27 protein-coding genes and 1 pseudogene are annotated in these 22,189 nt (G+C 45.3%); 3 read left to right on the top strand and 25 right to left on the bottom strand.

Annotated elements, in window-relative coordinates; translation table 11 throughout:
* Positions 1-7 precede the first annotated feature (7 nt).
* From NSQ09_RS12795 to NSQ09_RS12685, 23 genes are all read right to left on the bottom strand, one after another.
* On the bottom strand, positions 8-667 hold the full coding sequence (locus tag NSQ09_RS12795; RefSeq protein WP_038828716.1) for a LysM peptidoglycan-binding domain-containing protein: 660 nt from the start codon (positions 665-667) through the stop codon (positions 8-10).
* The gene (locus tag NSQ09_RS12790; RefSeq protein WP_445291722.1) at positions 660-5,717 is read right to left on the bottom strand and encodes a transglycosylase SLT domain-containing protein; all 5,058 of its coding nucleotides are present in this window, start codon (positions 5,715-5,717) and stop codon (positions 660-662) included. Before NSQ09_RS12790 ends, NSQ09_RS12795 begins: the two co-directional genes overlap by 8 nt.
* Before the next feature lie 27 nt (positions 5,718-5,744).
* Positions 5,745-5,885 (bottom strand): hypothetical protein, encoded by a 141-nt coding sequence (locus tag NSQ09_RS12785; RefSeq protein WP_129138065.1) that lies wholly within the window; start codon positions 5,883-5,885, stop codon positions 5,745-5,747.
* A gap of 41 nt (positions 5,886-5,926) precedes the next feature.
* Positions 5,927-6,373, bottom strand: coding sequence for a phage tail assembly chaperone (locus tag NSQ09_RS12780; RefSeq protein ID WP_015715734.1), 447 nt, complete (start codon positions 6,371-6,373; stop codon positions 5,927-5,929).
* 84 nt (positions 6,374-6,457) lie between these two features.
* Positions 6,458-6,901, bottom strand: a complete 444-nt coding sequence (locus tag NSQ09_RS12775; protein WP_003232677.1) for a phage tail tube protein — start codon at positions 6,899-6,901, stop codon at positions 6,458-6,460.
* A 1-nt stretch (position 6,902) separates the two neighbouring features.
* The gene (locus NSQ09_RS12770; RefSeq protein ID WP_341031601.1) at positions 6,903-8,303 is read right to left on the bottom strand and encodes a phage tail sheath family protein; all 1,401 of its coding nucleotides are present in this window, start codon (positions 8,301-8,303) and stop codon (positions 6,903-6,905) included.
* A complete protein-coding gene (locus NSQ09_RS12765) occupies positions 8,300-8,518 on the bottom strand; it encodes a hypothetical protein (protein WP_003232679.1) in 219 nt (72 codons plus the stop codon). The genes NSQ09_RS12770 and NSQ09_RS12765 overlap by 4 nt, the downstream gene beginning before the upstream one ends.
* A 3-nt stretch (positions 8,519-8,521) precedes the next feature.
* Positions 8,522-8,962 (bottom strand): phage tail terminator family protein, encoded by a 441-nt coding sequence (locus NSQ09_RS12760; protein WP_029726235.1) that lies wholly within the window; start codon positions 8,960-8,962, stop codon positions 8,522-8,524.
* 12 nt (positions 8,963-8,974) lie between these two features.
* The gene (locus NSQ09_RS12755) at positions 8,975-9,460 is read right to left on the bottom strand and encodes an HK97 gp10 family phage protein (RefSeq protein ID WP_003245226.1); all 486 of its coding nucleotides are present in this window, start codon (positions 9,458-9,460) and stop codon (positions 8,975-8,977) included.
* On the bottom strand, positions 9,457-9,813 hold the full coding sequence (locus tag NSQ09_RS12750) for a YqbH/XkdH family protein (protein WP_009967053.1): 357 nt from the start codon (positions 9,811-9,813) through the stop codon (positions 9,457-9,459). Before NSQ09_RS12750 ends, NSQ09_RS12755 begins: the two co-directional genes overlap by 4 nt.
* The gene (gene yqbG / locus NSQ09_RS12745; protein ID WP_014479552.1) at positions 9,810-10,193 is read right to left on the bottom strand and encodes a protein YqbG; all 384 of its coding nucleotides are present in this window, start codon (positions 10,191-10,193) and stop codon (positions 9,810-9,812) included. Before yqbG ends, NSQ09_RS12750 begins: the two co-directional genes overlap by 4 nt.
* Before the next feature lie 21 nt (positions 10,194-10,214).
* Positions 10,215-11,150 (bottom strand): phage major capsid protein, encoded by a 936-nt coding sequence (locus NSQ09_RS12740; protein ID WP_019712464.1) that lies wholly within the window; start codon positions 11,148-11,150, stop codon positions 10,215-10,217.
* Positions 11,151-11,175: 25 nt separating this feature from the next.
* Entirely contained in the window at positions 11,176-12,003 is an 828-nt protein-coding gene (locus NSQ09_RS12735) for an XkdF-like putative serine protease domain-containing protein (RefSeq protein ID WP_003232691.1), read from the bottom strand.
* A 19-nt stretch (positions 12,004-12,022) separates the two neighbouring features.
* Positions 12,023-13,510: a phage portal protein gene (locus NSQ09_RS12730; protein ID WP_341031596.1), complete on the bottom strand. Its 1,488-nt coding sequence runs from the start codon at positions 13,508-13,510 to the stop codon at positions 12,023-12,025.
* A 3-nt stretch (positions 13,511-13,513) separates the two neighbouring features.
* Complete coding sequence (locus tag NSQ09_RS12725) at positions 13,514-14,815, bottom strand: PBSX family phage terminase large subunit (RefSeq protein WP_041351207.1); 1,302 nt, start codon at positions 14,813-14,815, stop codon at positions 13,514-13,516.
* Positions 14,812-15,609, bottom strand: coding sequence for a phage terminase small subunit (gene xtmA, locus NSQ09_RS12720; protein ID WP_305090514.1), 798 nt, complete (start codon positions 15,607-15,609; stop codon positions 14,812-14,814). The genes NSQ09_RS12725 and xtmA overlap by 4 nt, the downstream gene beginning before the upstream one ends.
* Positions 15,610-15,723: 114 nt before the next feature.
* Positions 15,724-16,233 (bottom strand): sigma-70 family RNA polymerase sigma factor, encoded by a 510-nt coding sequence (locus tag NSQ09_RS12715; protein WP_024572595.1) that lies wholly within the window; start codon positions 16,231-16,233, stop codon positions 15,724-15,726.
* 115 nt (positions 16,234-16,348) lie between these two features.
* Positions 16,349-16,555, bottom strand: a complete 207-nt coding sequence (gene xtrA / locus NSQ09_RS12710) for a phage-like element PBSX protein XtrA (protein ID WP_003244900.1) — start codon at positions 16,553-16,555, stop codon at positions 16,349-16,351.
* A complete protein-coding gene (gene xkdD / locus NSQ09_RS12705; RefSeq protein ID WP_021479479.1) occupies positions 16,552-16,902 on the bottom strand; it encodes a phage-like element PBSX protein XkdD in 351 nt (116 codons plus the stop codon). The genes xtrA and xkdD overlap by 4 nt, the downstream gene beginning before the upstream one ends.
* Positions 16,903-16,986: 84 nt before the next feature.
* Positions 16,987-17,154 carry a hypothetical protein gene (locus NSQ09_RS12700; RefSeq protein ID WP_003245588.1) on the bottom strand — a complete coding sequence of 56 codons (168 nt, stop codon included), beginning with the start codon at positions 17,152-17,154 and terminating at the stop codon, positions 16,987-16,989.
* Positions 17,154-17,954: an ATP-binding protein gene (locus NSQ09_RS12695; RefSeq protein WP_015252287.1), complete on the bottom strand. Its 801-nt coding sequence runs from the start codon at positions 17,952-17,954 to the stop codon at positions 17,154-17,156. The genes NSQ09_RS12700 and NSQ09_RS12695 overlap by 1 nt, the downstream gene beginning before the upstream one ends.
* On the bottom strand, positions 17,854-18,690 hold the full coding sequence (locus NSQ09_RS12690; protein ID WP_257986569.1) for a phage portal protein: 837 nt from the start codon (positions 18,688-18,690) through the stop codon (positions 17,854-17,856). The genes NSQ09_RS12695 and NSQ09_RS12690 overlap by 101 nt, the downstream gene beginning before the upstream one ends.
* Complete coding sequence (locus NSQ09_RS12685) at positions 18,677-18,856, bottom strand: hypothetical protein (RefSeq protein ID WP_003232712.1); 180 nt, start codon at positions 18,854-18,856, stop codon at positions 18,677-18,679. Before NSQ09_RS12685 ends, NSQ09_RS12690 begins: the two co-directional genes overlap by 14 nt.
* A gap of 177 nt (positions 18,857-19,033) precedes the next feature.
* Here NSQ09_RS12685 and xre point away from each other — a divergent pair, with 177 nt between their 5' ends.
* Together xre and NSQ09_RS12675 are read left to right on the top strand one after the other, a co-directional pair.
* Complete coding sequence (gene xre, locus NSQ09_RS12680) at positions 19,034-19,375, top strand: HTH-type transcriptional regulator Xre (RefSeq protein ID WP_003232719.1); 342 nt, start codon at positions 19,034-19,036, stop codon at positions 19,373-19,375.
* A 162-nt stretch (positions 19,376-19,537) separates the two neighbouring features.
* Positions 19,538-20,133: pseudogene (locus NSQ09_RS12675) on the top strand (ImmA/IrrE family metallo-endopeptidase).
* 43 nt (positions 20,134-20,176) lie between these two features.
* On the opposite strand, the gene NSQ09_RS12670 reads toward NSQ09_RS12675, so the two are convergent.
* Together NSQ09_RS12670 and NSQ09_RS12665 are read right to left on the bottom strand one after the other, a co-directional pair.
* On the bottom strand, positions 20,177-21,013 hold the full coding sequence (locus NSQ09_RS12670) for a manganese catalase family protein (RefSeq protein WP_003245071.1): 837 nt from the start codon (positions 21,011-21,013) through the stop codon (positions 20,177-20,179).
* Between the two features lie 75 nt (positions 21,014-21,088).
* Entirely contained in the window at positions 21,089-21,691 is a 603-nt protein-coding gene (locus NSQ09_RS12665; RefSeq protein ID WP_341031585.1) for a poly-gamma-glutamate hydrolase family protein, read from the bottom strand.
* A 104-nt stretch (positions 21,692-21,795) separates the two neighbouring features.
* Here NSQ09_RS12665 and NSQ09_RS12660 point away from each other — a divergent pair, with 104 nt between their 5' ends.
* On the top strand, positions 21,796-22,173 hold the full coding sequence (locus NSQ09_RS12660; RefSeq protein ID WP_014476529.1) for a PH domain-containing protein: 378 nt from the start codon (positions 21,796-21,798) through the stop codon (positions 22,171-22,173).
* Positions 22,174-22,189 lie beyond the last annotated feature (16 nt).

The raw sequence follows: 22,189 nt of genomic DNA, 5'->3' as shown, positions 1-22,189 counted from the left end.
ACCTGTTTCATTGCGGTATCTTTAATTTTTGGCCGGGAAAAATCCAGTGGCCCGGCTGCCTGATGTTCCGTTTGCTTCGTTTGATCATTGCTGTTTTATTGGCGTTCCAAATTTTGCGCCATTGGGTGCTGTTCCCGTAAAATCTGCCTGCAATGTCCCATAGCGTGTCTCCCTTTTTCACTGTGTACGTCTTCGGCGCAGCCTTCGACGGACGTTTTGCCTTTGTTTTTTTCTTCTGCTTGATTTTCCGCGGGGAAGCGGTTTTGTATTCTTTTAATACAATATCAAAATCCCGATCTCCTATTTCATTGTCTCCCTCACTATATTTAAGGCTTTCAATACTGCATGTCATATTGATTTTTGTTCCCGTAATTAAAAATTGAACAGGCTTTTTTGCCTTCATCCATTTTTCAATTTTCGCAATGGCATTTTCCGGAGACGGGAGATTTTGATATTCAGCTATCGGCGTATACTTTTTTGGAAAAAAAGAAGAAAATGAAATTTCTTTTGCTCCGGGTTCTTCAATAAACGTTAGTTCACCCAATCCCGTTATCTTTACTGAGTCATTTTGTACACTATTCGCTATATCAATCGCTTCAGGAAGAACAGGGAATCGCAGCTTTTCTTTCCCCTGTGATATCCAAAATTCATAGATAGACTTAGTCAAAAGCCACGACCCCCTTTGTTCCGGTGTTAATGTCATTTTGTAATTCATCAAGTAATGCCTGCTTGATTTTCGCAACCAGGCCATCAGCATCCTGTCCATTATGGAAATGCTGATCGCCGTTAAACTCAATCTTTATTTCTTTCGTTCCGGCTGTTTGTATCGTTTGCCGTGTACCGGATGTAACTGCTGAAACTTGTCCTGAAGAAAGCTCAGACTGCTGGGATTGAGACGGATCTGTCACTTCCATACCAAGAGCTTGCGCAGCTCTCTGAAGGAGGTAGCGGCCGCGGATGCCTCGCTCCTCCGGAATGATCCATTCCCGCTTGTTTCCTTCTCCGACACGGGCAATTTGTTCTTTTGTAATCAGCCCGCCGTTTGCGTAACCGACATACGGTCCGCCATGATTCAGGCTTTTAATACCCGGCACATTGTTGATTGATCCATATCTGCTTTTAATGTAGCCGATCGCAGCAGCTGCGTTGTGAATCGGGTTTTTAATGTTACCCATACCCGGTGCTTTATGGTCATTAAAAGTGCTTGGGATCGTCTGCATCAGCCCTTGTGACGGATGCCCCGCTTTTGCGTTGCTGTCCCACAGGTTGATTGCGTTCGGATTGCCTCCGGATTCATGCTGCGCAATCGTCAAGAGACCCGGAAGCCAGCTCATTGGTGTCTTGGTGGCCATGAGAGCGGCCATAATCCACTGTTTTACGTTCCCGCCCATGGCTCCCATTCCGGAATAGGCAGCCGCCAGTGATCCGGCTTGTTTTTCAGCATATTTCTTTACATCTACTGAGCCAAGGCCTTTGACAACACCAATTGAAGCAAAACGCCCCAAGCTCATCATGACACGGGAAGGTGAATGGATATCTAATTCCTCACGGAAAGCCTGCTCCACTCTCTTGGCCATATCCTTTGCCGCTTGTTTTACTTCACTGGATTTAGAATTCATGCCTGTCACAAAGTTTCCGATCATGCCTGAACCCCAGCTGTTCGATGTGTCTTTTGAACGCAGGAACGGTTTGTCAACATGTGTACTCACATACTGTGCAGTCCCTGTTTGGGTTGAGTTTTGTCCTTGCGCAAAGCCTTTGACCGTTCCTGTGCCCCATGAAGACGATTTGTTCACAGTGGCTTGGTACGGCGTTTTAACTTTTGATTGCAAAAAGCCGTCCGTTCCGGTTGCAGTGCCGTTTTGACCCTTGGCATACCCGCTTACCATTTGTTTACCGTAATTTGGTGAAGCAGAAATCATTTGTGTAAATGGCGTATTGATGTTTTTCTTTTTCCAGTCTTCCATTTTGACCGGCTGATCGCTGATGCCTTTACCAAAGCCTTCTGAAAATTGCTGTCCGAGTGTGGACGCTTGGCCTGTAAGATTTGCAGTGTTCATTGCTGGGGAGGCTGAGCCTGATAGAGGACTGACAGCTGCTCCTCCTGAAACAGATGCTGGACTTCCGCCAGAAGACGAAGCTGCTCCCATGTCGTCTACAACTTGCATACCCAGCTTAGACGCCGCTTGTGAAAGAAGCATCTTCCCCCGGCCTCGGTTGTTATCAACCGGGATAACGAATTCCTTGCCGGCTTCACCGATCCACGAGATGGTTGGTTTGGTGATGTAGCCGCCTGTGGCATTTTTATCCGGATCCTTACCTTTATTCGGATCACCGCCGCCGGTTACAAAATTAATTACTTTACTAGCTACGCCGCCAGCTTTATCCCAGATTTGCTTCACCCAGCCGAACGCTTTAGAAAAAGCATCTGAAATCGCTTCTCCCACCTTTGTAAGAGGTTCTTGAATATTCTTTTTAAACCAGCCGCTCAGGCCTTTCCAAATGTTCTTAACGGTGTCTATCGCTTTTTTGAAAGCATCTGAGATTCCCTTACCTACATCTGAGACTGTATTTTTGACCGGGTTCCAAACTGTATCCATGAACCATCCCGATACCGTACTGAAAACACTCTTAATCTTATTCCAAGCACCGGTCATTTTATCCCAGATTGTAGTTGCCGCTCCTATTACAGCTGATTTGACTGGCCCCCACACATTACTCATAAACCATGAAGCAACTGTACTGAACACATTTTTAATTGTCGTCCATGCATTTACGATTTTAGACCATATTGCTGTTGCTACACCCACAACTGCTGATGAAACCGGCGTCCAGACATTGTCCATAAACCATGTTGATACAGTACTGAATATCGTTTGGATCGTTGTCCAAGCATTCACGATGTTGGACCATATGCTTGTTGCTACACCCACAACTGCGGTTGACACTGGCGTCCAGACATTATCCATAAACCATGTTGATACAGTTCCCCAAGTATCCTGAATGGCTGACCAGGCATTTTGCGCACCCTCTGTAATGCTGTTCCATGTATCTTCTAGAGCGCCGGCATCAATTGCCTTACCTAAACTTTCACCGCCGAAAGTACCGGCAATTCCTCCTACAACACCGCCAATAGCAGTCCCGACTCCCGGCACAACGCTTCCAATAGCCGCTCCTGCAGCGGCTCCTGCTAAACCTCCGCCGGCTGAACCTACTTTTTCACCAGCATTATTCTTATTGATACCGGCTAAGTCAGTAAGGGACAGTATTTCGCCTAATCCCGGTATTCCTTTTGCAGCTCCTTTTAAGCCCTTTAGTCCGCCTTTTAAGCCTTTTGATTCACCCAATGTTTTCAGAAGGCCTGAAAAACCTTTGCCTGCTGCTCCTTTAGCAGATTTAGGTGTATTCACAGGATTTGTTTTATTCCCTTTTGTTGATGAACCGTTTCTATTTTTGACTTTTTTGCTTTTGCCTGTACTGATTCCGGCACAGCAGCAACCACAAGCCCCGCCCCATTTGCCGCCTGACTTTTTCGATTTTGAACCTGAAGATTTTTGGTTCATAGAAGGTTTTTTAGTGCGGTTTGAATTGTTAGAAGTTGAGTTCTTTGTATTGGCTTTTGAAGCTTTTTGTTTGCCTTTGCTTCCGCTGGATTTGCCGCCAAACAACCCGCCAATATCCAGATTCCCCAGCTTCTCAGCAATGCCTTTTATAATTTTTTCAAAAAACTCTCCCACTTTTTCAATAATTTTATCAGGGCTGAATTTCTCGAATTTCTTGGCGATTTTTGAAACAATGTTATCAACAAACTTTTCTGCTTTATTAGCGATTTTATCCGGGTTCAGGAAATTAAATTTCTCTGAAATTTTGTCAACAATATTTGTTACAAAGTCTTCCGCTTTAGTAATAATGGCGTCTGGACTGAATTTGCTGGCGACATCATCTGCTTTTTTCATAAAGGAATCTGTAAACTTGTCAAGCTCGTTTAAAATCGTTTCCGGGCTGAATTTACTTACGACATCGTCCACTTTTTTCATGAAGGAATCTGTAAACTTGTCAAGCTCGTTAAAGATTGTTTCCGGGCTGAATTTACTTACGATATCATCCACTTTTTTCATGAAGGAATCTGTAAACTTATCAAGCTGCTTAAAAATCGCTTCTGGACTGAATTTGCTTGCGATTTCATCCACTTTTTTCATAAAGGAATCTGTAAACTTGTCAAGCTGCTTAAAAATCGCTTCTGGACTGAATTTACTTGCGGTTGCATCCACTTTTTTCATAAAGGAATCTGTAAACTTGTCAAGCTGCTTAAAAATCGTTTCTGGACTGAATTTACTTGCGATTGCATCCACTTTACTCATGAACGATGTTGTGAATTTATCCAGCTGGGACAAAATCGTTTCTGGACTGAATTTCGTCGCAATTGCGTCCACTTTACTCATGAACGATGTTGTGAATTTATCCAGCTGCGACAAAATCGTTTCTGGACTGAATTTACTTGCGATTGCATCCACTTTACTCATGAACGATGTTGTGAATTTATCCAGCTGTGACAAAATCGTTTCTGGACTGAATTTCGTCGCAATTCCGTCCACTTTACTCATGAACGATGTTGTAAACTTATCCAACTGTGCCAGAATCGTTTCTGGACTGAACTTCGTTGCAATTGCGTCCACTTTATTCATGAACGATGTTGTAAATTTATCCAGCTGTGACAAAATCGTTTCTGGACTGAATTTCGTCGCAATTCCGTCCACTTTACTCATGAACGATGTTGTAAACTTATCCAACTGTGCCAGAATCGTTTCTGGACTGAACTTCGTTGCAATTGCGTCCACTTTACTCATGAACGATGTTGTGAACTTATCCAGCTGCGACAAAATTGTCTCTGGACTAAACTTTGTGGCGACTTCATCCACCTTATTCATGAACGATGTCGTAAATTTATCCAGCTCTGTTAAGATTGTTTCCGGGCTGAACTTTGTGGCGTTTTCATCCACCTTTTCCATGAAAGAAGCAGCAAATTTGTCCAGTGCTGTCAAAATCGTTTCTGGATCAAACATGCTCGCAATATCTCCTGTATTTCCTCCTGATGAAGGCGCTCCTTTCTCGGAGGGACCTGAGCTTCCCATGCTGTCAATTCTTTTCTGCAATGAATCCAGCTTATTTGACACCCTGTCATTAATAGCGAGCTCAAGTTTGTTGTCTTTTCCTGTTAAGGCATCAATACCAGCAGAAATACGACCGACTGTTTTCATGACGTGATCAATCACGCGTATCGTAACAGAGTAACCATTTTTAAGTGCAGTTTCCATATAGCGCTGTATTTTTTGCACAGCCGGCAACACTTGATCTTCTGCACTCAGCATAATCGTAAAGCCTTTAAAACCTGCCACGAGCTCTCTTAATCGTTCAAACTTTTCGGTTGCTTGGTCACTAGCATCTATTTTTATAGATACAGATGACGGCAATCTCTGCAATTGAACATTAACCTGCTGAATGACACTGCTGGCTTTATCCTCAGTTGAAATGGAGATCATTTGGGCGCCAAGCTTTTTCTTTAATGATTTTTGTATGCGATCAATTGTCCTTAATACAGTTTTGCTTTCTTTTCGAACATCAATAGCGCTTTTTCGCTGCACCATTTTTCTATACTTTTCAAGTGCTCTAAACCCATTCTGGATCTTTCTTAACTTTTTACTTACACGGTCTTCCATTTCAAACCTTGCTGTCAGCTTTGCCAATTACGATGCCCCTCCTTTCTTTGCTTGTTTTTCAAGGAGATCGAGCTTATATCCGATCATTCCATACAACAGCGCTTTATAGTTTCTGGGCGCTTCGTAGAGCGCCAATAAATCTGATGGGGAATAGTGAAGCTCGTGCATCGCATAGTAGAGATACACGGCTTCTTTATGCCCATCCTTGATTAGTTTTTTGCTTCTTCTTCCAGATCCTCTAATTCATCTTCAAATCCATTAATCTCAATCGCTTTGTTTAACCAGTTCGCATACTCGCCTCCAACTGAGAGCACGCGTTTCGCAACTTCTACCGGGTCAGCCGTTTTGTAAGCTTCTCGAAGCTCTTTTGAACGGAAGTCCGGATAAACGGTTGATTCAACTGCGATTCGGGCATAAAAGCGTTGGCTGTCTAAATCTTTTACACGGCCTCTGCCTTTGACATTTTTATACGTTGTTGTTTCTTTCTCCAATTCATCAATGCGCTCCGTCGTGATCGCTTTAAAAATAAATGGCACGATGTTCCCTTTTTTATCAACAAAACGCTTTGAGATTGGCACTTTGATTTCCTCAGCTTCAATTGTTTTTCCCGGCATAAAAAAGGAAAGATCATATACGTTTTCGTTCTTCTCGCTCATGTAAAAAACTCCCTTGTCTATTGTTTAGTTTGATCCTGTAAAAAAACAGACCTTTCTGAGAAAGGTCTGCGTATGCGCCTTTTATTAAAACGTGTCAGATAGCTTTTCAGGGACGTCGAAGTCTTCGAATGTAAATGGAACTTCTTCCTCTAACGCTTCTGAATCGACATCAAGGCTTGCGATTTTGGCAGAGTCAAAGTTGACGTCGTACAGCGTAACTCGCTCTGTGCCCCGGCCTGAGGATTGATCATCCAGCACAGCTTGGAGCGTGAAATAAGGGTCGCTGCCTTTTTTGACATAGTCCATCATCAATAGCACGAATTTTGATGTGACTTTGTAGAACGTTGCGGTCCCTGTTCCATTTGCCCCTGTTGTTTTATGGCCTGTCATGCGGCGGCCCATAATGTTGACTTCGGATTTGTTTTTCTCAACGTTTGCTTCAAATGTTTTGATGTGCGCCATTTCCTCACCATCGAGAAATAAGCGGCCTTCTTTTCCTGAGATTGTGTTTTGTGCTTTTAATGCCATATTAGTTTACCTCCACATTAAAGTAGAATTTTTCTGCTGCGTCGACAGGCTGTACAGCCAGGTCAATCAAGAAGCCGTCACGATCTTCATTCATTGAAATTGTGATATCTTCATCGGAATCAAAGCCAGTGATGCCGCCTGCGTCCTGAAGCGTTGTCATGTATTGTGTGATCATCGTTTTTACATACTGCAGTCCGTCTTCAGATGCCGGGATATCGCTTCCGCTGCCTTTTCTTGATTTAATTAAGGCTTTCAGCTCGCGTGTTAAATCATTATTCACAGCATCCAGGACACGAACGATTTTGTTCTTCGCAAATTTCTTGTTTTTCTCAGCTGTGAACGTCACGAGTGAGTTAATGTCCTTTTCTACGCTGACGGATTTATCACGGGCGTCGAATGTGAATAAAAATTCACCTTTACCCAGACGTTCAACAATCGTATCGTGGTCAAGGCGGTGTAACACATCAACTGCGCCTTCGTACTCTACAAATGTAAGTGATTGGTTAAAGGTTGCTCCTGCACTCGCTCCAGCTACCCAAGCTGTTGCTTTGTCGGGTGTAACTTCCGTGCCATCTTCAAGCAGCACACCCTCTGTTACGTTGATGATGCCTTCATAATCACCGGCATAATTGGCTGTGACGCCTTGCACTTTTTGTCCTTGGCCGTCGCGCAGGCGTTTAATGAAAGCAGCAAACGTCGCTTTCAACTGGTCACCTTCTGCAACAGGCAGCGCAATCACATCAAAGCTCTCCGTTTCAGCCGCGGCTAAGAAATCTGTATAGTCGGAGTTGACAGGGGCTTTATCCGTACCGCCAGATAAACGGATTCCCGCGGATGCATTCAGCGTCTCAGCTGCAGTGTCTCCTTCTGATCCAGTGAGAGGAATCGTTGAAGAAAGATCGCCTGTTCCGGTAAAAGTGACATAGCCGTTAGCTGTTAATTCTTCAGCCTTTTTGACAGTCTGTTTATCAACCTCTGATTCGTCCATATATGTTGTCACATCGAAAGAATTAGCATCCAGCACATTTTGATTGATGCGGATGATAATGTCACTTCCTTTTGTTCCGCCATATACTGCAGTTGCTTTGACGCCTTCAGCAATATCAGCAGACGCTCGGACACCTTCGGTTAGACGGTACATCAATACCGTTTTCGCATTTTTCTTCGCTTCACGCAGCAGCAATAAAGACGGGTCATCAATGCTGAGGCCCACTTTTTTGTTTAGGTCTTCAACGCTGGAAATGGAGACGAACGTTTTCGCTTCGCCCCAGCTTGATGCGACCGGAAGTGCGACTGTTCCCCGTTCACTGAGTGATACCCGCTCCTGTGCCGTCGTTTTAAAGTTAAAATAAATACCTGCACGTTCTTTTTCTTTGCCTGTTGTAAATGTTCCGCCATTCATGATGACATGACCTCCTTGGTTAGAAATGTTTGAATCAATTGGTTGGCTTCTGATTTCGTCATACGTGGTTGATCCACGCCAAATAAAGCCCCCTGAAGAATATCCGGCTTAACGCCGAACAGTTCCTTCGCGTGCTTAATCAAATCCGCTGTATCAAATAGAGCTTCCCGGCTCTTTGTATGTACAGCCTTCTTCTGTTGTTTGTCCTTTGACACCGTTTATTTCACCCCGCTGTTCATGTCGATATCCTGTAAGACAGGCTGTTCTGTTTTGTGATAATAATATCGGCTGCTCCACCTGATCACCATGGCCGCCTCGCCCCTGTCTCCTACCCTTGTCTCGATTTGGGAGATGCGAACCGTATCCCCCGTCTTCTCGCCGGATTCACTCAGCAGCGGAATCATATTTCTCGCTTCTCTGATGGCATCCGCGAGTCTGTCCGCTTCATCCAGCGCCTGAACGGAGTCCAGATGAAACAGTTTTACATTGAGACTGTAGGTTTTTTTAAATGTGGAGACCGTATCTGTTTCCTCGAAAACAGATGGTGGCGGGACATATAACGACGGCACCTGAAAGTGATCAGGAAGCTCGCGTTCATAAATGGGAACAGACCACCGGCTGTACAAAAACGCCATGATCGATCCTGTTTCACTGTTCATCCTGCTCCTCCTTTACAGCTTCTTCAGCCACTGGCGCAGTTTGCTTTCCAACGATTTTTCAAACAGCTGTTCATATAAAAGCAGTGCATGATCCCAGTAGCCCGTTCCCGGTATCCATTTTCTCTTGAGCGCCATTCCCGTTGAAGCCGCTGGATCATAAATAAACCGTGAGCCTTGAAAACGCCCCGGCACCCATCTCACATCTTGTTTTGACGTCCAATGGCCGTCATTAAGAAATGAGGCGTAATCAAGCTGTGTCCCCACCTCAAGCGAAAGCCCGCCGCTTTGCACAATCCAGAGATTGTCCTCTGCGCCTTTCTCAAAGGAACTGAGCAGTTTTTCTGTATCAATCGTTTGTGTGCTGATGAGTTCAGATTGGACGATCTCCAGAAAATCTTGCCCGCACTCCTCAAGCCACCGGGACGCCTGTCTGGAAAAACCGCCTGAAGCCGCTTCTTTTAATGCCGTGTTCAGCTGTTTCAATCCCGCTATTTTCATAGGCTTTCATCCCTGACTGCGACGACCTCCCAATGATGATGTCTGATCCTTTTCGGCAGCTTTAGTATATATTTATGATTCTCCCAAATGATTTTATCGTTCACGCGGATGTCCGCTGACAACGGAAAATGGACGAGAAAGCTATGATATACAGTTTGATCCGGCTCCTCCTGAATCAGCTGCTGTGTTTTTTCGGTAAAATAACAAGGGACATCTTGTTCATCGGGTGTATCCGGATATGAAATCACCGGCTGCAGCCTGTCTGCCGGAATCCCAAATCGGCCTGCAGACGGCGCTTGCGCTGCTTCATGATAAATGTCGCAGCGATGAATGAGCATCTGCCTGTAGCTCATAAAGACCTCACCTTCAGTCTGGAGGATTCAGGGGCGTAGCCCGGCGTGATAAACTCCTCGAGCAAATGATATACCTCTGGCCGCTGAATGCCGCCTTCTCCGGAAACCGTGTAGGAATAATCCCCCATTTTCTCAGACTGATAGCTTGATGAGGCAGATTCATCGCTGTTGACAAGCGCAAAATACTGGGCAAGCTTTACTAAAGCCAACTTCACCTTGCCGGGCAGCGGATCATACAAGCTGTCTTCAAAGCGGTGGCCCGTGATGAGAGCCGCTTCTGCTTCCGCCTCGATGATATCCTGCGCCAGCAGCTCTTCCGGCCTGTTTTTCACCCGATCATAGACCGAATAGGAAGCTACGTCAGTCGGTTCAATGAGCATGAGCTGACCACCTCGTTTCTATTATTCTTTTACGTTAATTAATTTCGCGCAGGCATCCTCTTCCTCGAACTTGCTGTCCAGCTTGGCCGTTAAGACAATAATGAATTTACGGGAGCGGATGTCTTTGTCGACTTCAATTCGGATATTGCGGGAGAAGCCGAGAATGATATTTTTCGGATGTGTGAGAATGATATCAGAAGCGTCATATTGCGCGTCTCCCTCACCGACTGTGTACGGCTGAATATTGGATACCCCTTTGACCGGTACGCCGAATGCTGTTGACAAGCCGCCCTGAACAGCCTGGTCCCCAAGGTTTGTCTGGCGGTCTGCCACGCGGTCCTTCCATTCAACTTCTAAGCCGTGAGACGTATAGAATCTGAATTCCTGAGGGATGCGCAAATATTTCGGCGGAACTGCCTTTAAGCCCTTCTTGAATGTCGCTCTGGACAGTTCTTCACCGTTCATGTCAACGATATGGGAAACCGCCTGTTTACGGATGCCGTCCAGCTGTGCCAGATACGGATCAGCTGATGCTGTATCACCGTTAACGATCAGCTCTTCAATATCAACTGCTGCGCGCTCTGCTAAAATTTGCATGATTGTCTGCTGCAGGCCGTCTTTTTCAATATTGTTTTCAAATGTGTCATACGTAATGTTAATTTCCGCAATGACTTCCTTCGTGTTCAGCTGGACAGTGCTTGTCGTTGGAACTGTCAGCTCGTCGTTTGACAGTGCTTTTCCTTCTTGCGCAGCCCGCAGAATACGCTGGCCGAAGCCGATTTTCTCAAATTTTTGCGAGTCATTTTCCATTTGAATCACGCGGGATTCACTGAAAATGGTCGGCGTGTTTTGCACCATGCGGATAAAAGCCGATGCTTGCGCAGGGTTCATAAGCCCGCCGCTTTTTAAAGCAGAAAGCGACATTTCCGCTTTCCGAATGATCTCTTGATTTCTCAATTGATTTCCTCCTCCTTGACTGGTTTTACAGCAGTCCGCTCCAGATTGATTTTTTGACTTGCTCTGTATTGCCGCCCGTATCGTCCGCTGTCTGCTTAGACGCGCCTCGCGCTTTTTCCAAAGCCTCGATGCGTTCGATCAGCGGGGCAAGCATGTCTTCAACGAGCTTTTTCAGACGCTCGTCATCACCCGTCTGCTCCGGCTTTTCCTCCGTGTCTGTGTTTTTTTCAATCCGCTCAAGCCGTTTGAGCAGAGGGTAAAGCGCATGCTCGAATGATTCTTTCATGTCTTCTTTTCTCATTTCTTCAGTCTCCTTCCCTGTTTTGTCAGCAAGCATTTGCTTGAATACACTAAAGAACCCTGCTTTTTCGACCGGTTCTTCTTCATACACATCTGCAGTGCCCGCCATGCTGTAGCCGGTGATGATTCCAGCCTTGATCTGTTCCCACACCTCGTCAGACGCTCTTGTCACGAGCACCCATGAGCCCTTTGTAATCCGCTTTGACCCGATCATAAAATCATCGGGCGCCACATAGGACTCGACCACGACGCCGGTTCCGCCCTCAAAGCTGTGATTGATATCAATCTCCCGTGCCTCCGCGAGAAAACCGTGCGCCGCTTTTTCAATTTCCTCGGCGGTCATAAAATCGCCGTGTGCATCAGGAACATCAGGCTCATACACGATTCCGTACACGAGCTTTTGTTCATCCTGCTCACTTTTTGTAAACAGCCGAACCTTTTTTTCAAATGACGGAGGTTTGGCTGACTTCGTAAAGAAAAATTCTGTCTGGTTAGCCGCCTTGTCCACATAACTGACAAAGCTGATTTTGGCATTTCTTAATTCTCGCGCCACCTGCTTGATTCACCTCCCTTCAGGACGTTTTGATATCTTCGATGCTTTCTTTCAACTCCTGCATGAGCACAGTCAGGTTTGTCTTTTCCGCATCCTGTCCTGCAGGCCGTTTATAAATGTCCTCAGGCCACTCCTCAAGTGTTTTGCCAAGCACCCGTCCGGCAAGGTCGCGTAAATCATTCGGCGAGACCGCTCCTGCTGTAATAAAAGGACCGAGCACCTTCGCAATCTCAAGCGGATCACGAAAGTCCGGTCCTTTTAATGTCAGCCTGACGTCATGGATATTCAGCTCCGGCAAAAGCAGCGTGTTCAGTTTATTTACGAGCGTTTTTCGCTCCGGCTGAAAGACCTGCTCCTCCGTAATTTTTCTAGCGGTATCCGCTGTCGCCCGGTTGTATTCCTGGGCCTCGCCTGTATACAGCGGCGGGAGGCGGAAAGCGGAACGCAGCTTATTTCTGCTTTTTTCATCGTATTCAAGAAACAAGGCGTCGTTTTGGAGAATTTCCGCCAAGGATTTGATTTCCACGGAAACCGGCGTAATATCCTCGCCTCCGTGGAGATCCTTTTCTTTTGCGATTCCTTCCGCTTCGATCAGGAGAAATTTATGGGCGTTTTCCACGCCTTCAAGATCATTCATGTATTCCTGCAGCTCCCGGTAAGAAGCTTCAGACAGCATCCCGTTTTCCACTGTAATCGCAGCGGGGACGTGACGCCCCTGCTTAAAATACATAAAATTGAGCTCTTCTGCTTTTCGGGCCCCGTATAAATTGACAATATTGCCGATCCAGCGGGGTACACCGTATACGCCGCTTCCGATTTTGAGGTGAATGGCTTCATTTGCTTGATACTTCTCTGCCAATGTGTTTACATATTCACCTGTGCGCATATCCATTTTTCGCGGATCGCCGTATTCTTTAAAAAATACTTTCTTTCCATTGATCATCTGCACATATTTTCGGAAGCGTTTTTGCCTTTTAATCCTTTTCATTTTCCCGTTTTCTTCATATACAAATGAAACCTCTACAGGCTCGCCTGCTCCGCATACACGCATATATTTCACATCTAAATATTCGATGCCGGCAGGTTTTCCCGCCCCGTCGCGAAGCACTTCCATAAATCCGTTGCCTGTTTTTTCTCTGTCTTCGATGGCATAGCCTAAAATCATTTCAGCTGATTCATCAAAGTGAAGACATTTATAAAAGGCTTCGAGTCTGGCCCAGTCTTTTTCCGCTCTTTTCTTTTTTGCCTGATCGACATCACTTGCGTTGACATCAAATGTGTACTCAACATCGAATCCAAAGCCTGTAATATTCACTCTGTACGCATCAATGCATTGCTGAAGAATAGTCGAGTATTCGGCAATGGTTTTGAGCTCGATGATATTGTAGGGCGGAGCGATAATGTCCTCTCCGTACAGCTCAGAAAAGTCATCTTCATAGATTTGCTTTGTCTGAGGAGCCGCGGCATTGGCTTTAAATACAGTTGCTCTGACTGTTTGATTGTGCATGATTTATGACCTCCTCCTTTCTCGGTTCGGCCGGATTCGTTTGCGTGCTGTCTCTTTCATATCAGCAACCTCATAATCATCAAGCGCATACCAAATGGCAGAAAGCGTATGCGGGTCAATCGTGAATTCATCCTCAATCAGAGCTCCGTTTTTATCTTTGGCATACGTAAGTGTCTTGAGCTCATAGATGACATTTTCACAGCGGTCCGAACAGAAGATTTTTTTGAACCGTTTTACCTTTTTGGTATATTGAAGCCTGGAGCCGGGAAACTTTCTGGCTCCAACCATCCGAAAGCCCTGCTGGCGGAAATATTGGATGCTTTTCGGCTCAGCCGAGTCGGCTTTGATCAATTCCTGTGTCTCAATAAACTCACGCAGCTCCTCAGCCGTCCTATCATCTGTCATTTTATTTTGATAATACTCCCAATAAATGTAGAGGTATTTTTTTTCAGGATCTACAGCAAGCCGGACGACGGCATTATAGGATTCCTCGAATCCAAAATCCATACCTGTACGAAAGATTGGCTTGCTGATGGCTGCGATACATTTTTTTACTTGATCATGCGGGAGTATCTCGAACTGCGGCAGCACCCTGATCCCGTTGACGCCGAATCTTCCTTTGCGGGCAATCCGGTACAGGTCGGGATCATATTCTTTGAGCCCGTCAAGCTGTTTCACATAGCTTTCTGGGAGAAAAAGATTGTCGTTAGCGGTGGAATGATGGTAATACGTATCTCCCTTCACAATTGTCCGCTTTTCGTAAAGTTCGCTGTCATCCAGCACAAACCGTTTATTGCGTTCGTCCCGAAAAAAATGCCTGTACGTCCAATTGGAGGTGCCGACGGGATTGGTGGTACAGATCATATGAAGCTTCAGCTCAGGATGGCGAAGACGTCCGATTAATTCCTTGAACCCCTCATACTTCACCTCTGAGCACTCTTCAATCCATATTAATGAAATATTATGAACCGATTTTAATTTTGCCGGATTGTCCATTCCTTTGAACATGATCCGGCTGCCATTGTGAAATCGCAGCTGCAGCGGGGAAGAAAGAGATGCCACAGCCTTTGTGAGACCGAGCTCTTCGATCACCTCTTGAAACAAGGCGAAGGTCGAATCCCGATGGGTATCGAACACCTCCCGGATCACAAGGGCCGTCCGTTTTTCCTTCAGCAGCTTTAGCACGATTTTCAATGCGGTATGATAGCTTTTGGATGAGCCGTAGCCGCCGACAAGAAACTGGTACGTCTGCTCCCAATTGAACACGTAATCTTCGAAATGTGGGTTGATTTCTTTTACAATCATGACTTGCGCTCTTTTCGTTTGATCATAATTTCAATCGGCTCTTGGCTGTCATCTGTTTTCTCCGCTTTTTGTTTGGCAAGCTTCAATTTCTCATTTTCTATTTTTTGTTTAAATTGATCTGGAAACAAATCAAAATATAAGGATAGCTTCTCAAGCGCCTTCATTTTATCTGCAAGCTTGATGGCGATGCCTTCTTTGCCAAGCTTTGCTTCCGTTACAATGGTGCCGTCAACGAGCCCGGAGTCTTTGACATCGACAAAGCTGATTTCCTTCATAATCGGGTTATCATCTTCATCAAACAGCGGACCCGATTTCCCGACAGCCTGGACCTCTTTTTTTCCAAAGGTCACATAGTCCGTAATATCCGCAAACGCGATCTTGATATAAACCTGCAGCACATCCATCGCTTCAATAAATATCTCATTGACCATTTCTTTTTTTATGCGTCTGATTTCAGCAGCGACCTTTTCGTTTTTTAAGAGCCGGCTGCCCGTCACATGAGCGCTGTCCGGAGAATAGCCCGCTTTGATTGCTGACTGTGTGGCATTGAAGCTTTTGACGTAATACAGGCAAAACAGCCGCTGGCGTTCATTTAATTCATCGTTGTCTATAGGGCGCTGTTTTTGTTCGTTTTTGGACGCAGAAAACAGGGCCTCTTTCCATTTGTCTTGTTTTTTCCAGATGCCGATTGTTTTTGCGGAAACACCGATTGTGTCCGCAATCGCCCGATTTGTGATCTTTCCTTGATGTTGTTGATAGATTGCTAATGCTTGTTCGCGCTGTTGTGTTTTCATGCTACGGCATCACCGCCACCTCCAGCATGGTTGTTTATTCATAAAAGCGGCTGATCAGCCAGCCGCTTATGTGTCATGCTATTCACTTATAGGTGGCAAACGTATGACAAGCTTTCATGCAAGTGATCGATTCATTTCTTCCTGCTGTCTTTGCATCTTTACGATTGCACGTTTGATCGTCGTTTGCACTGTCGATTTTTTCACGCCGAGAAGATCGGCGATCCGTTCATAAGAAAAACATTCTACCTTATGCAGCAAAAACATTTCCTTTTCTCTGTCCGTTAACAGGGCTAATGCTTCTCGAATTCTCTCTCTGTCCTCTTCTGATACCTGTCCGTCCGGCTCAAACATCATAGCGCTGGAAAATGATTCGATGATTCTCGGGTCCTTGATCATCAGCCGCTGGTAGGCATCACGCCGGTCAATCGCCCGTCTGATGCCGGGCTGCCTTCCTTTTTCAAGCCACTCTGTTACATATTCAAGATCAGTAATCATATTTCTAATGATTTTTTTATCCTTCAGCTCTTCAGCTGAGAGCACGGATTCATCTGCCTCAGCGAGCGGTTTATATTGGTTTCTTGTTTGTTTGAGCGTTCGTTTATATTCAAATAGTAAGTCTTGCATTCTATGATCCTCCTCATTTTTGGCAAATAAAAAACGGACACCAATCAACGCACAAATGCTGTGCAGTTGATCAGTGTCCGCAGGCTTTCCGTCTTGGACGTATTCTGTTTTCGCTTTAATTTAATTTGTAGCCGATTTCAAATTCCACTCGGGCAAGGTCGCCCTTTCTTGTTTCGACAAGCGTTTTTCCATGCTCGGGCGCTTCTGTGATCCATGCTTCTTGCTTGATGCCATCCACAATAATGACACGGATTTTCCCGTCCTCCAGCTGGCTCTTAAGCGTGACGGAATCGATATGCAGCAGTTTTTTAGGATGAATCATGTTTTATTTCCTCCCCTTTTCGGTGCAGCGCTTGCTTCAGCTTTTTCTAATAGCTGAATGATGCGCTCCTTTGAATGAACAGAATTCCCTTTCAGAAAATCAAGCGCTGCTTTAGACGCTTCCAGCAATTCAGGCGCAGCGGCCATCAAAGCGGCATTGCTTTTTTGCGAATAAGAGCTAAGGTCAAATACAGCGGCAATCAGCCGTCCGTTTGAATATGGGAATCTTTCTTTTTCTTCTTCACTGTAAGCTGAATAAATATAGATCGGTTTCGTATCCCCGCACGGGACAGCACGCCACGGCGCAGGGCTTTTCTCTGCCTGTTTTGTCTTTGCCAACACTTTCACTTCCCGTCGTCCTTATACCATTGTTCAATGTTTTTTTCTGTTCGCTTTGCCCGAAACAGCAAAGTGATTAGAGCAGTCAGCTGTTTAATCATAGATATTCAGCCTCGCTTTTCCCGCTGTCAGCATTTGCTCCAGCTTTTGAATGACAGGCGTTAAATCAGTGCCGGACCGGCAGTTCGGACATGGATGAAAAACGACTCCAATACCGGTATGTTCCACAATGACTTTCTTTGTTTGACAAAGCTTGCACATTATCTGACGCCCTCCAATCTATGGTTAAGCTCGTAGGCTGCTCCTTTGATAATCACTAGATAGTCACTGCACATCTCATAGATTCTCGTGCCGAGCGCTTCATCAACCCGTACAAGTGCTTCAATTGTCAGCTCGCTAGAAAGCAAAATCGGTTTATGATTTAAGTAGCGATAATTGAGTACCGAATACATTTGCTCTAATTGCCAATCTGTAGCGCGGGGTTTGCCGTTAACCGGTTTAAACAGATCATCAATGAACAGCACATCCGCCTGCTTCATCCGGTTCAGCTTCGCTTCTAATAGGGCAAAATCATTTTTCAGATCAGTAAAGCCTTCCACGAACGGAAAATAAATGACAGGCACATAGCATGTTCTCATTAATTCGTTGGCAGCGGCAGTCAAAAGGTGTGTTTTCCCTGATCCAGGCTGTCCTAAAAGGGCAATGCTGTTTTTTCGGCAATCCTTGATTTGTTCATAATCGGCAACATACTCTTTTGTACACTCAAATGCGTCTTTTATAGCCTGCGGCTTTCCCTCCGTGCGGAATTCCTTGAAGCCGAGCTGTCTGAAAGCGTGGGTAATCTCACTTGCACCCAGCAGCCGCTTCACTTTTCGTTCTGCCATGCAGCTGCACATCGTCCAGACTTCCAGGCCATTCTGCCTGACGAGATAACCTCCCTGATCCTTGCAGCGCAGGCAATCATACCTGCTTGCGTCTGATTCGGCCGGTTTGTCCGCCAGTAATGGACGTCTCCCTCTTCTCAGCTCGTCCAAAATCTGTTCGATTGTTCGTTTTGTCATGTTTTTTCATCCTCTCATGCTGAATTGCGGCATTCTTTTTGGCTTGCTGCGCGAAAAATCGATCTTCAATGAATTTCGAGCAGTAGCGAAAAGCCTTGATTGTTTCAGAAGCGGCGGTCCGCCTGTTTTCAAAAGCCTGAAAGCATTCTTCAAGCCATTTGATTGTTTGCGTGACAGGAACGCCGATGGCAACAATGCGGGCGATGGCTTGATAATCTCTTGAGGAAGGATACACGGTGCGTCCTTCTTGAGCCGACCGTAATTGTGTAAACCGCTTCGCAATGTGATCCACTGCATCATCAGCAGCAGTATATTTGTTTGTTTTATCTATATTTGTACGGTCGTTTGTGTCCGGTGTCTGCGGCGAAAATGGCCGTTCTTTTAGACTCCCGTGTACAGTATTGTCCGATCTGAAGCTGAATTTTTTGGAATGCTTGACCGAAATCACCAGTCCGTATGGCGCACGGACGGCCTTTATGTAATCATGGTTTTCGAGAAGCACCAGCCATCTTCTGACGGTTTTTTCACTTACGCCGAAGACTGCCGCCATTTCTCTCGCTTTTAACGGCTTATGGCCGAGTACGATGCCCCAGCTTACGCCGTCTTTTTCGATTTCTTTTGTTGTTGAGCTGATAAACCAGAGAAACAGCCATAGCGCCGGGCCAATTTTGTCATAATGTTCTGAATTCAATAACCCTGAATACGTCGGAAAAGGATAGCTTTTATCGTTTTTCATTGTACGCCGCTTCTCCCTTTAACATCATGTATGCTTGAAACTGCTCCTGCGTTTCAAAGTGGAACACCGGAAGGCCGCATGCGGTAAACGAAATGGTGCCGCCGGATTGTCCGAGATGGCGCTGATCTATGGGATTTTCACTAAAAACGATTTGGATCGGATACATGTGATCACTCTCCTGATCTTTTTTGATACATTTTGTATCGGTTGTTACCAAGTATAAACGATACGATCTGTATCATCAAGTTATTTTTGATACTTTTTTTATCATAACTTTATTTTGATACATATTGTATCTATAATCATAAGTAACGTAGGGAGTTTAAAAAAGAGAGGTCATAGTATGATAGGCGGCAGATTGAAGAGTCTCAGAGGGAAAAGGACACAGGAAGAAATCGCATCACACATCGGTGTGTCACGGGCACGATATTCCCACTATGAAAATGGGCGAAGCGAACCTGATTACGACACACTCCAAAAGCTGGCTGATTACTTTCAAGTAACGACTGATTACTTATTAACGGGAAAAGACAAAAAATCCGATGACGATATGTTCTCAGATCCGGACCTGCAGCTTGCATACCGCGATATGCAGGATTTTTCCCCAGAAAGCAAACAGCAGGCCATCGAATTTATCAACTATTTAAAAGAAAAAGAGAAAAACCGCAAACCGAAAAATAAATAAATCGTTCTCTGTTCTCTAAAACATATAAAAAGTAGACCGATATAAAGAAAAAAGTGTTTATTTTTTAAAGAAAAGGGAAAGATTTCTACACTACTTTCCAGTCCTATACGGGCTTTTCTTTCTCGCTAAAAACAGAACAAATGTTCGAAAGGGAGTATTCAATTGGGCGATTACTTATCACATCTGGAGGAATACGTTAAAAATTTATACGGCCGGCTGGGCATCACATCCCCTCATCACATTGACATGCTGAAAATCGCAAAGGATCTGGATATTTGGGTGCATTTTGAGGATATGGGGAGCATGATGGTGAAATACGACGGCATGTACAGTATCGTATTAAACCAAAAAAAGTCACGGGAAGAGCAATGGGAGGATTTTGGCCATGAGCTGTGCCACGTGTTAAAGCATGCAGCAATCATTTTCAGATGAACAAGCTCTTCAGAGAGCTTCAGGAATTCCAGGCAAATCAATTTATGTACCACTTCTGTGTGCCAACCTTTATGCTGTTGCAGATGGAACTGCCGCAATGGAGAAGCCAGGCACTCGCCACAATTTCGGCGGTATTCCGGGTAACAAAGGAATTTGCTGATAAAAGGCTTGACATGTTTGAACGGCGTAAAGCAGGTATTCAATTTCAGAAGCGGCTCGCTTATTTATTATCTCACAAGCGGCCACATGCGTACGAGGAAGGCGATCAGCAGCACTTGCAGGTCGCTGAGGAAAAAGCGTTATATCATATTGGCAAAAACATCTGATCAAATAAGGGCTGAGGATATATTCCTCAGCCCAGAAGAGAACCTAACATTTCGACATTGGGGGAACTGTATTATGCAGCCACATGGGCGCCGGTTTAAGATGAGGCGCAGATGCGAACGCAATCGGAGCCGGGATATACCTGAATTCACCCCGGCCGTCAAAGGCTTCCCCATGTGCCCATCTTCCTTGTGAGCTTTCATCTCCCCTGGAAAAGTTAAACAGGTCATAGGAGACTTCCTGCTTTTCGAGCTCACGCGGAAACGTCGTCGGGACGACAATATCCCGTTCTCTTTCCTCCAGCTCTTTTATGGCCGCGTACCACATATTTTGATGATAGGTATCCCTTGCAATCAAAAATGACAGCATATCTCTTACCCCTGGATCATCGGTCATGGCATAAAGCCGTGTCACCTGAAGGCGTCCTTGGGCCTCCGCATTTAAGTTAGCGCGAAAATCGGCCAGCAGGTTTCCGCTTGAGATAATGTATTTTGCATTCCACGGATAGCCCTCACTATCTGATGCCATCGCCCCCAATCCGGACACAATCGCGTGCTGAGGATTCATCCCTGACATGACTGCTGCAATAGCGGGATTGCTTTTATAAGCATCCTCCTGTACATCCGCGGGTGCATTGTCCAGAAGTCTGGAAATCATCGTTGCCAGCATTTCTACGTGCCCAATCTCTTCGGTCCCCACATCATATAACAAATCTTTATACTTAGCATCCGCCCTGCAGTTAAACCCTTGAAACAAATACTGCATCATGACGCTAATTTCACCGAATTGGCCGCCGAGCACCTCTTGAAGTTTTTTCGCATAAACCGGATCGGGATGAGCTGGCTTTGCTTGATATTGAAGCTCTTTTATATGATAAAACATGAATCATTCCTCCTACACTTTCGCACAACCCCAGCGTATGAAGGAATAGGCCGACCGTGCAGGTCCCGTCTAGTTTTATTTATAAAAGCCAAGCTTGACGGCTTCCACATATCGATCAAACAAATCGTTTTGTATGTAGCTTTTATCACGGCATCCAAAATTGCGGAATAGCGCGTTTCGCTGTGCCGTGCTTACCTCCAATTGCAGTCCCATTTCTCTTTTCGTCCGATTGACAATATTGTTTGGGTGTACACCTGCCAGGCGGTCTTTCTCATTAGTGAGCTCGGCGCTAAAACCTGCTTCATTCAGACGCTCACAAATGAGCTTGGCTTTTTTACGATCCGCCCCCCCGACCAATGTATGCGGGATTTTCGGATCATAATACCCGTGAAACGCTAATGCGTAATGGTGGTCATTCACTTTTTCTAAAGCCAGCGGCTCATCAAAACGAATGCTAGTGAGATGCAAGGAACGGTTGTTTCGCTGCTTTAGACCCTCAAACAAATAGATGGAACATCGATCCGAAAATGCCCGCACCAGTTCACTGACGCCAGGCTCAATTCTGCCGCCGTGAGGACCGAGGACGATAAGCTCACTTCCGTTTTTCTCCTCATAAATAATCTGGTACTCCGACTCAGAAGCAGAAAGGGCCGCAAAGCTGTCATACATATCTTCCATTTTGAACGCCCCCTTTACCAGTCAGCACTAGTTTACTCTACTCATCTATGAATGAAAACCTTTTTTATAGTATGATTTGATAGAATACGCAGAGGAGGTATATGATGGGGTTTATTGATGGATTACTCGGCAATGCGTCAACACTGTCAACGGCTGCTGTGAAAGAAGAGCTTGCCCATATTTTACTTGAGGGTGAGAATGTTGAAGCCGCGTTTAAGCTGGTTCGCGATTTGATTGTCTTTACTGACAAGCGGCTTATCCTTGTAGATAAACAGGGAATCACAGGCAAGAAAACGGAATTTCAATCGATTCCGTACAAAAGCATTTCCAGATTCAGCGTGGAAACTGCCGGCCGCTTTGACCTTGATTCAGAGCTGAAAATTTGGATCTCCGGCGCGGAACTTCCCGCCGTCTCAAAGCAGTTTAAAAAAGATGAAAGCATTTATGATATTCAAAAGGTGCTTGCCGCAGTTTGTATGTAAGGCGAAAAGACGGAAG

Origin of the sequence: Bacillus sp. FSL W8-1202, from assembly GCF_038006165.1 — a bacterium.
GTDB lineage: Bacteria > Bacillota > Bacilli > Bacillales > Bacillaceae > Bacillus > Bacillus subtilis.
This window is presented reverse-complemented; position numbering and strand designations above follow the sequence as displayed.

Bases quoted from the DNA above. Each gene is read 5' to 3' on its own strand.
- NSQ09_RS12790 (WP_445291722.1), bottom strand. From the start codon at position 5,717: ATGGAAGACCGTGTAAGTAAAAAGTTAAGAAAGATCCAGAATGGGTTT.
- xre (WP_003232719.1), top strand. From the start codon at position 19,034: ATGATAGGCGGCAGATTGAAGAGTCTCAGAGGGAAAAGGACACAGGAA.
- NSQ09_RS12660 (WP_014476529.1), top strand. From the start codon at position 21,796: ATGGGGTTTATTGATGGATTACTCGGCAATGCGTCAACACTGTCAACG.
- xtrA (WP_003244900.1), bottom strand. From the start codon at position 16,555: ATGATTCATCCTAAAAAACTGCTGCATATCGATTCCGTCACGCTTAAG.
- yqbG (WP_014479552.1), bottom strand. From the start codon at position 10,193: ATGCTCATTGAACCGACTGACGTAGCTTCCTATTCGGTCTATGATCGG.
- NSQ09_RS12665 (WP_341031585.1), bottom strand. From the start codon at position 21,691: ATGGAAGATATGTATGACAGCTTTGCGGCCCTTTCTGCTTCTGAGTCG.
- NSQ09_RS12780 (WP_015715734.1), bottom strand. From the start codon at position 6,373: ATGAGCGAGAAGAACGAAAACGTATATGATCTTTCCTTTTTTATGCCG.
- NSQ09_RS12730 (WP_341031596.1), bottom strand. From the start codon at position 13,510: ATGCACAATCAAACAGTCAGAGCAACTGTATTTAAAGCCAATGCCGCG.
- NSQ09_RS12775 (WP_003232677.1), bottom strand. From the start codon at position 6,901: ATGGCATTAAAAGCACAAAACACAATCTCAGGAAAAGAAGGCCGCTTA.
- NSQ09_RS12685 (WP_003232712.1), bottom strand. From the start codon at position 18,856: ATGTATCCGATCCAAATCGTTTTTAGTGAAAATCCCATAGATCAGCGC.
- NSQ09_RS12695 (WP_015252287.1), bottom strand. From the start codon at position 17,954: ATGACAAAACGAACAATCGAACAGATTTTGGACGAGCTGAGAAGAGGG.
- NSQ09_RS12760 (WP_029726235.1), bottom strand. From the start codon at position 8,962: ATGAACAGTGAAACAGGATCGATCATGGCGTTTTTGTACAGCCGGTGG.
- NSQ09_RS12750 (WP_009967053.1), bottom strand. From the start codon at position 9,813: ATGAGCTACAGGCAGATGCTCATTCATCGCTGCGACATTTATCATGAA.
- NSQ09_RS12715 (WP_024572595.1), bottom strand. From the start codon at position 16,233: ATGCAAGACTTACTATTTGAATATAAACGAACGCTCAAACAAACAAGA.
- xtmA (WP_305090514.1), bottom strand. From the start codon at position 15,609: ATGAAAACACAACAGCGCGAACAAGCATTAGCAATCTATCAACAACAT.
- NSQ09_RS12670 (WP_003245071.1), bottom strand. From the start codon at position 21,013: ATGTTTTATCATATAAAAGAGCTTCAATATCAAGCAAAGCCAGCTCAT.
- NSQ09_RS12755 (WP_003245226.1), bottom strand. From the start codon at position 9,460: ATGAAAATAGCGGGATTGAAACAGCTGAACACGGCATTAAAAGAAGCG.
- NSQ09_RS12690 (WP_257986569.1), bottom strand. From the start codon at position 18,690: ATGAAAAACGATAAAAGCTATCCTTTTCCGACGTATTCAGGGTTATTG.
- NSQ09_RS12785 (WP_129138065.1), bottom strand. From the start codon at position 5,885: ATGCACGAGCTTCACTATTCCCCATCAGATTTATTGGCGCTCTACGAA.
- NSQ09_RS12700 (WP_003245588.1), bottom strand. From the start codon at position 17,154: ATGTGCAAGCTTTGTCAAACAAAGAAAGTCATTGTGGAACATACCGGT.
- NSQ09_RS12725 (WP_041351207.1), bottom strand. From the start codon at position 14,815: ATGATTGTAAAAGAAATCAACCCACATTTCGAAGATTACGTGTTCAAT.
- NSQ09_RS12770 (WP_341031601.1), bottom strand. From the start codon at position 8,303: ATGAATGGCGGAACATTTACAACAGGCAAAGAAAAAGAACGTGCAGGT.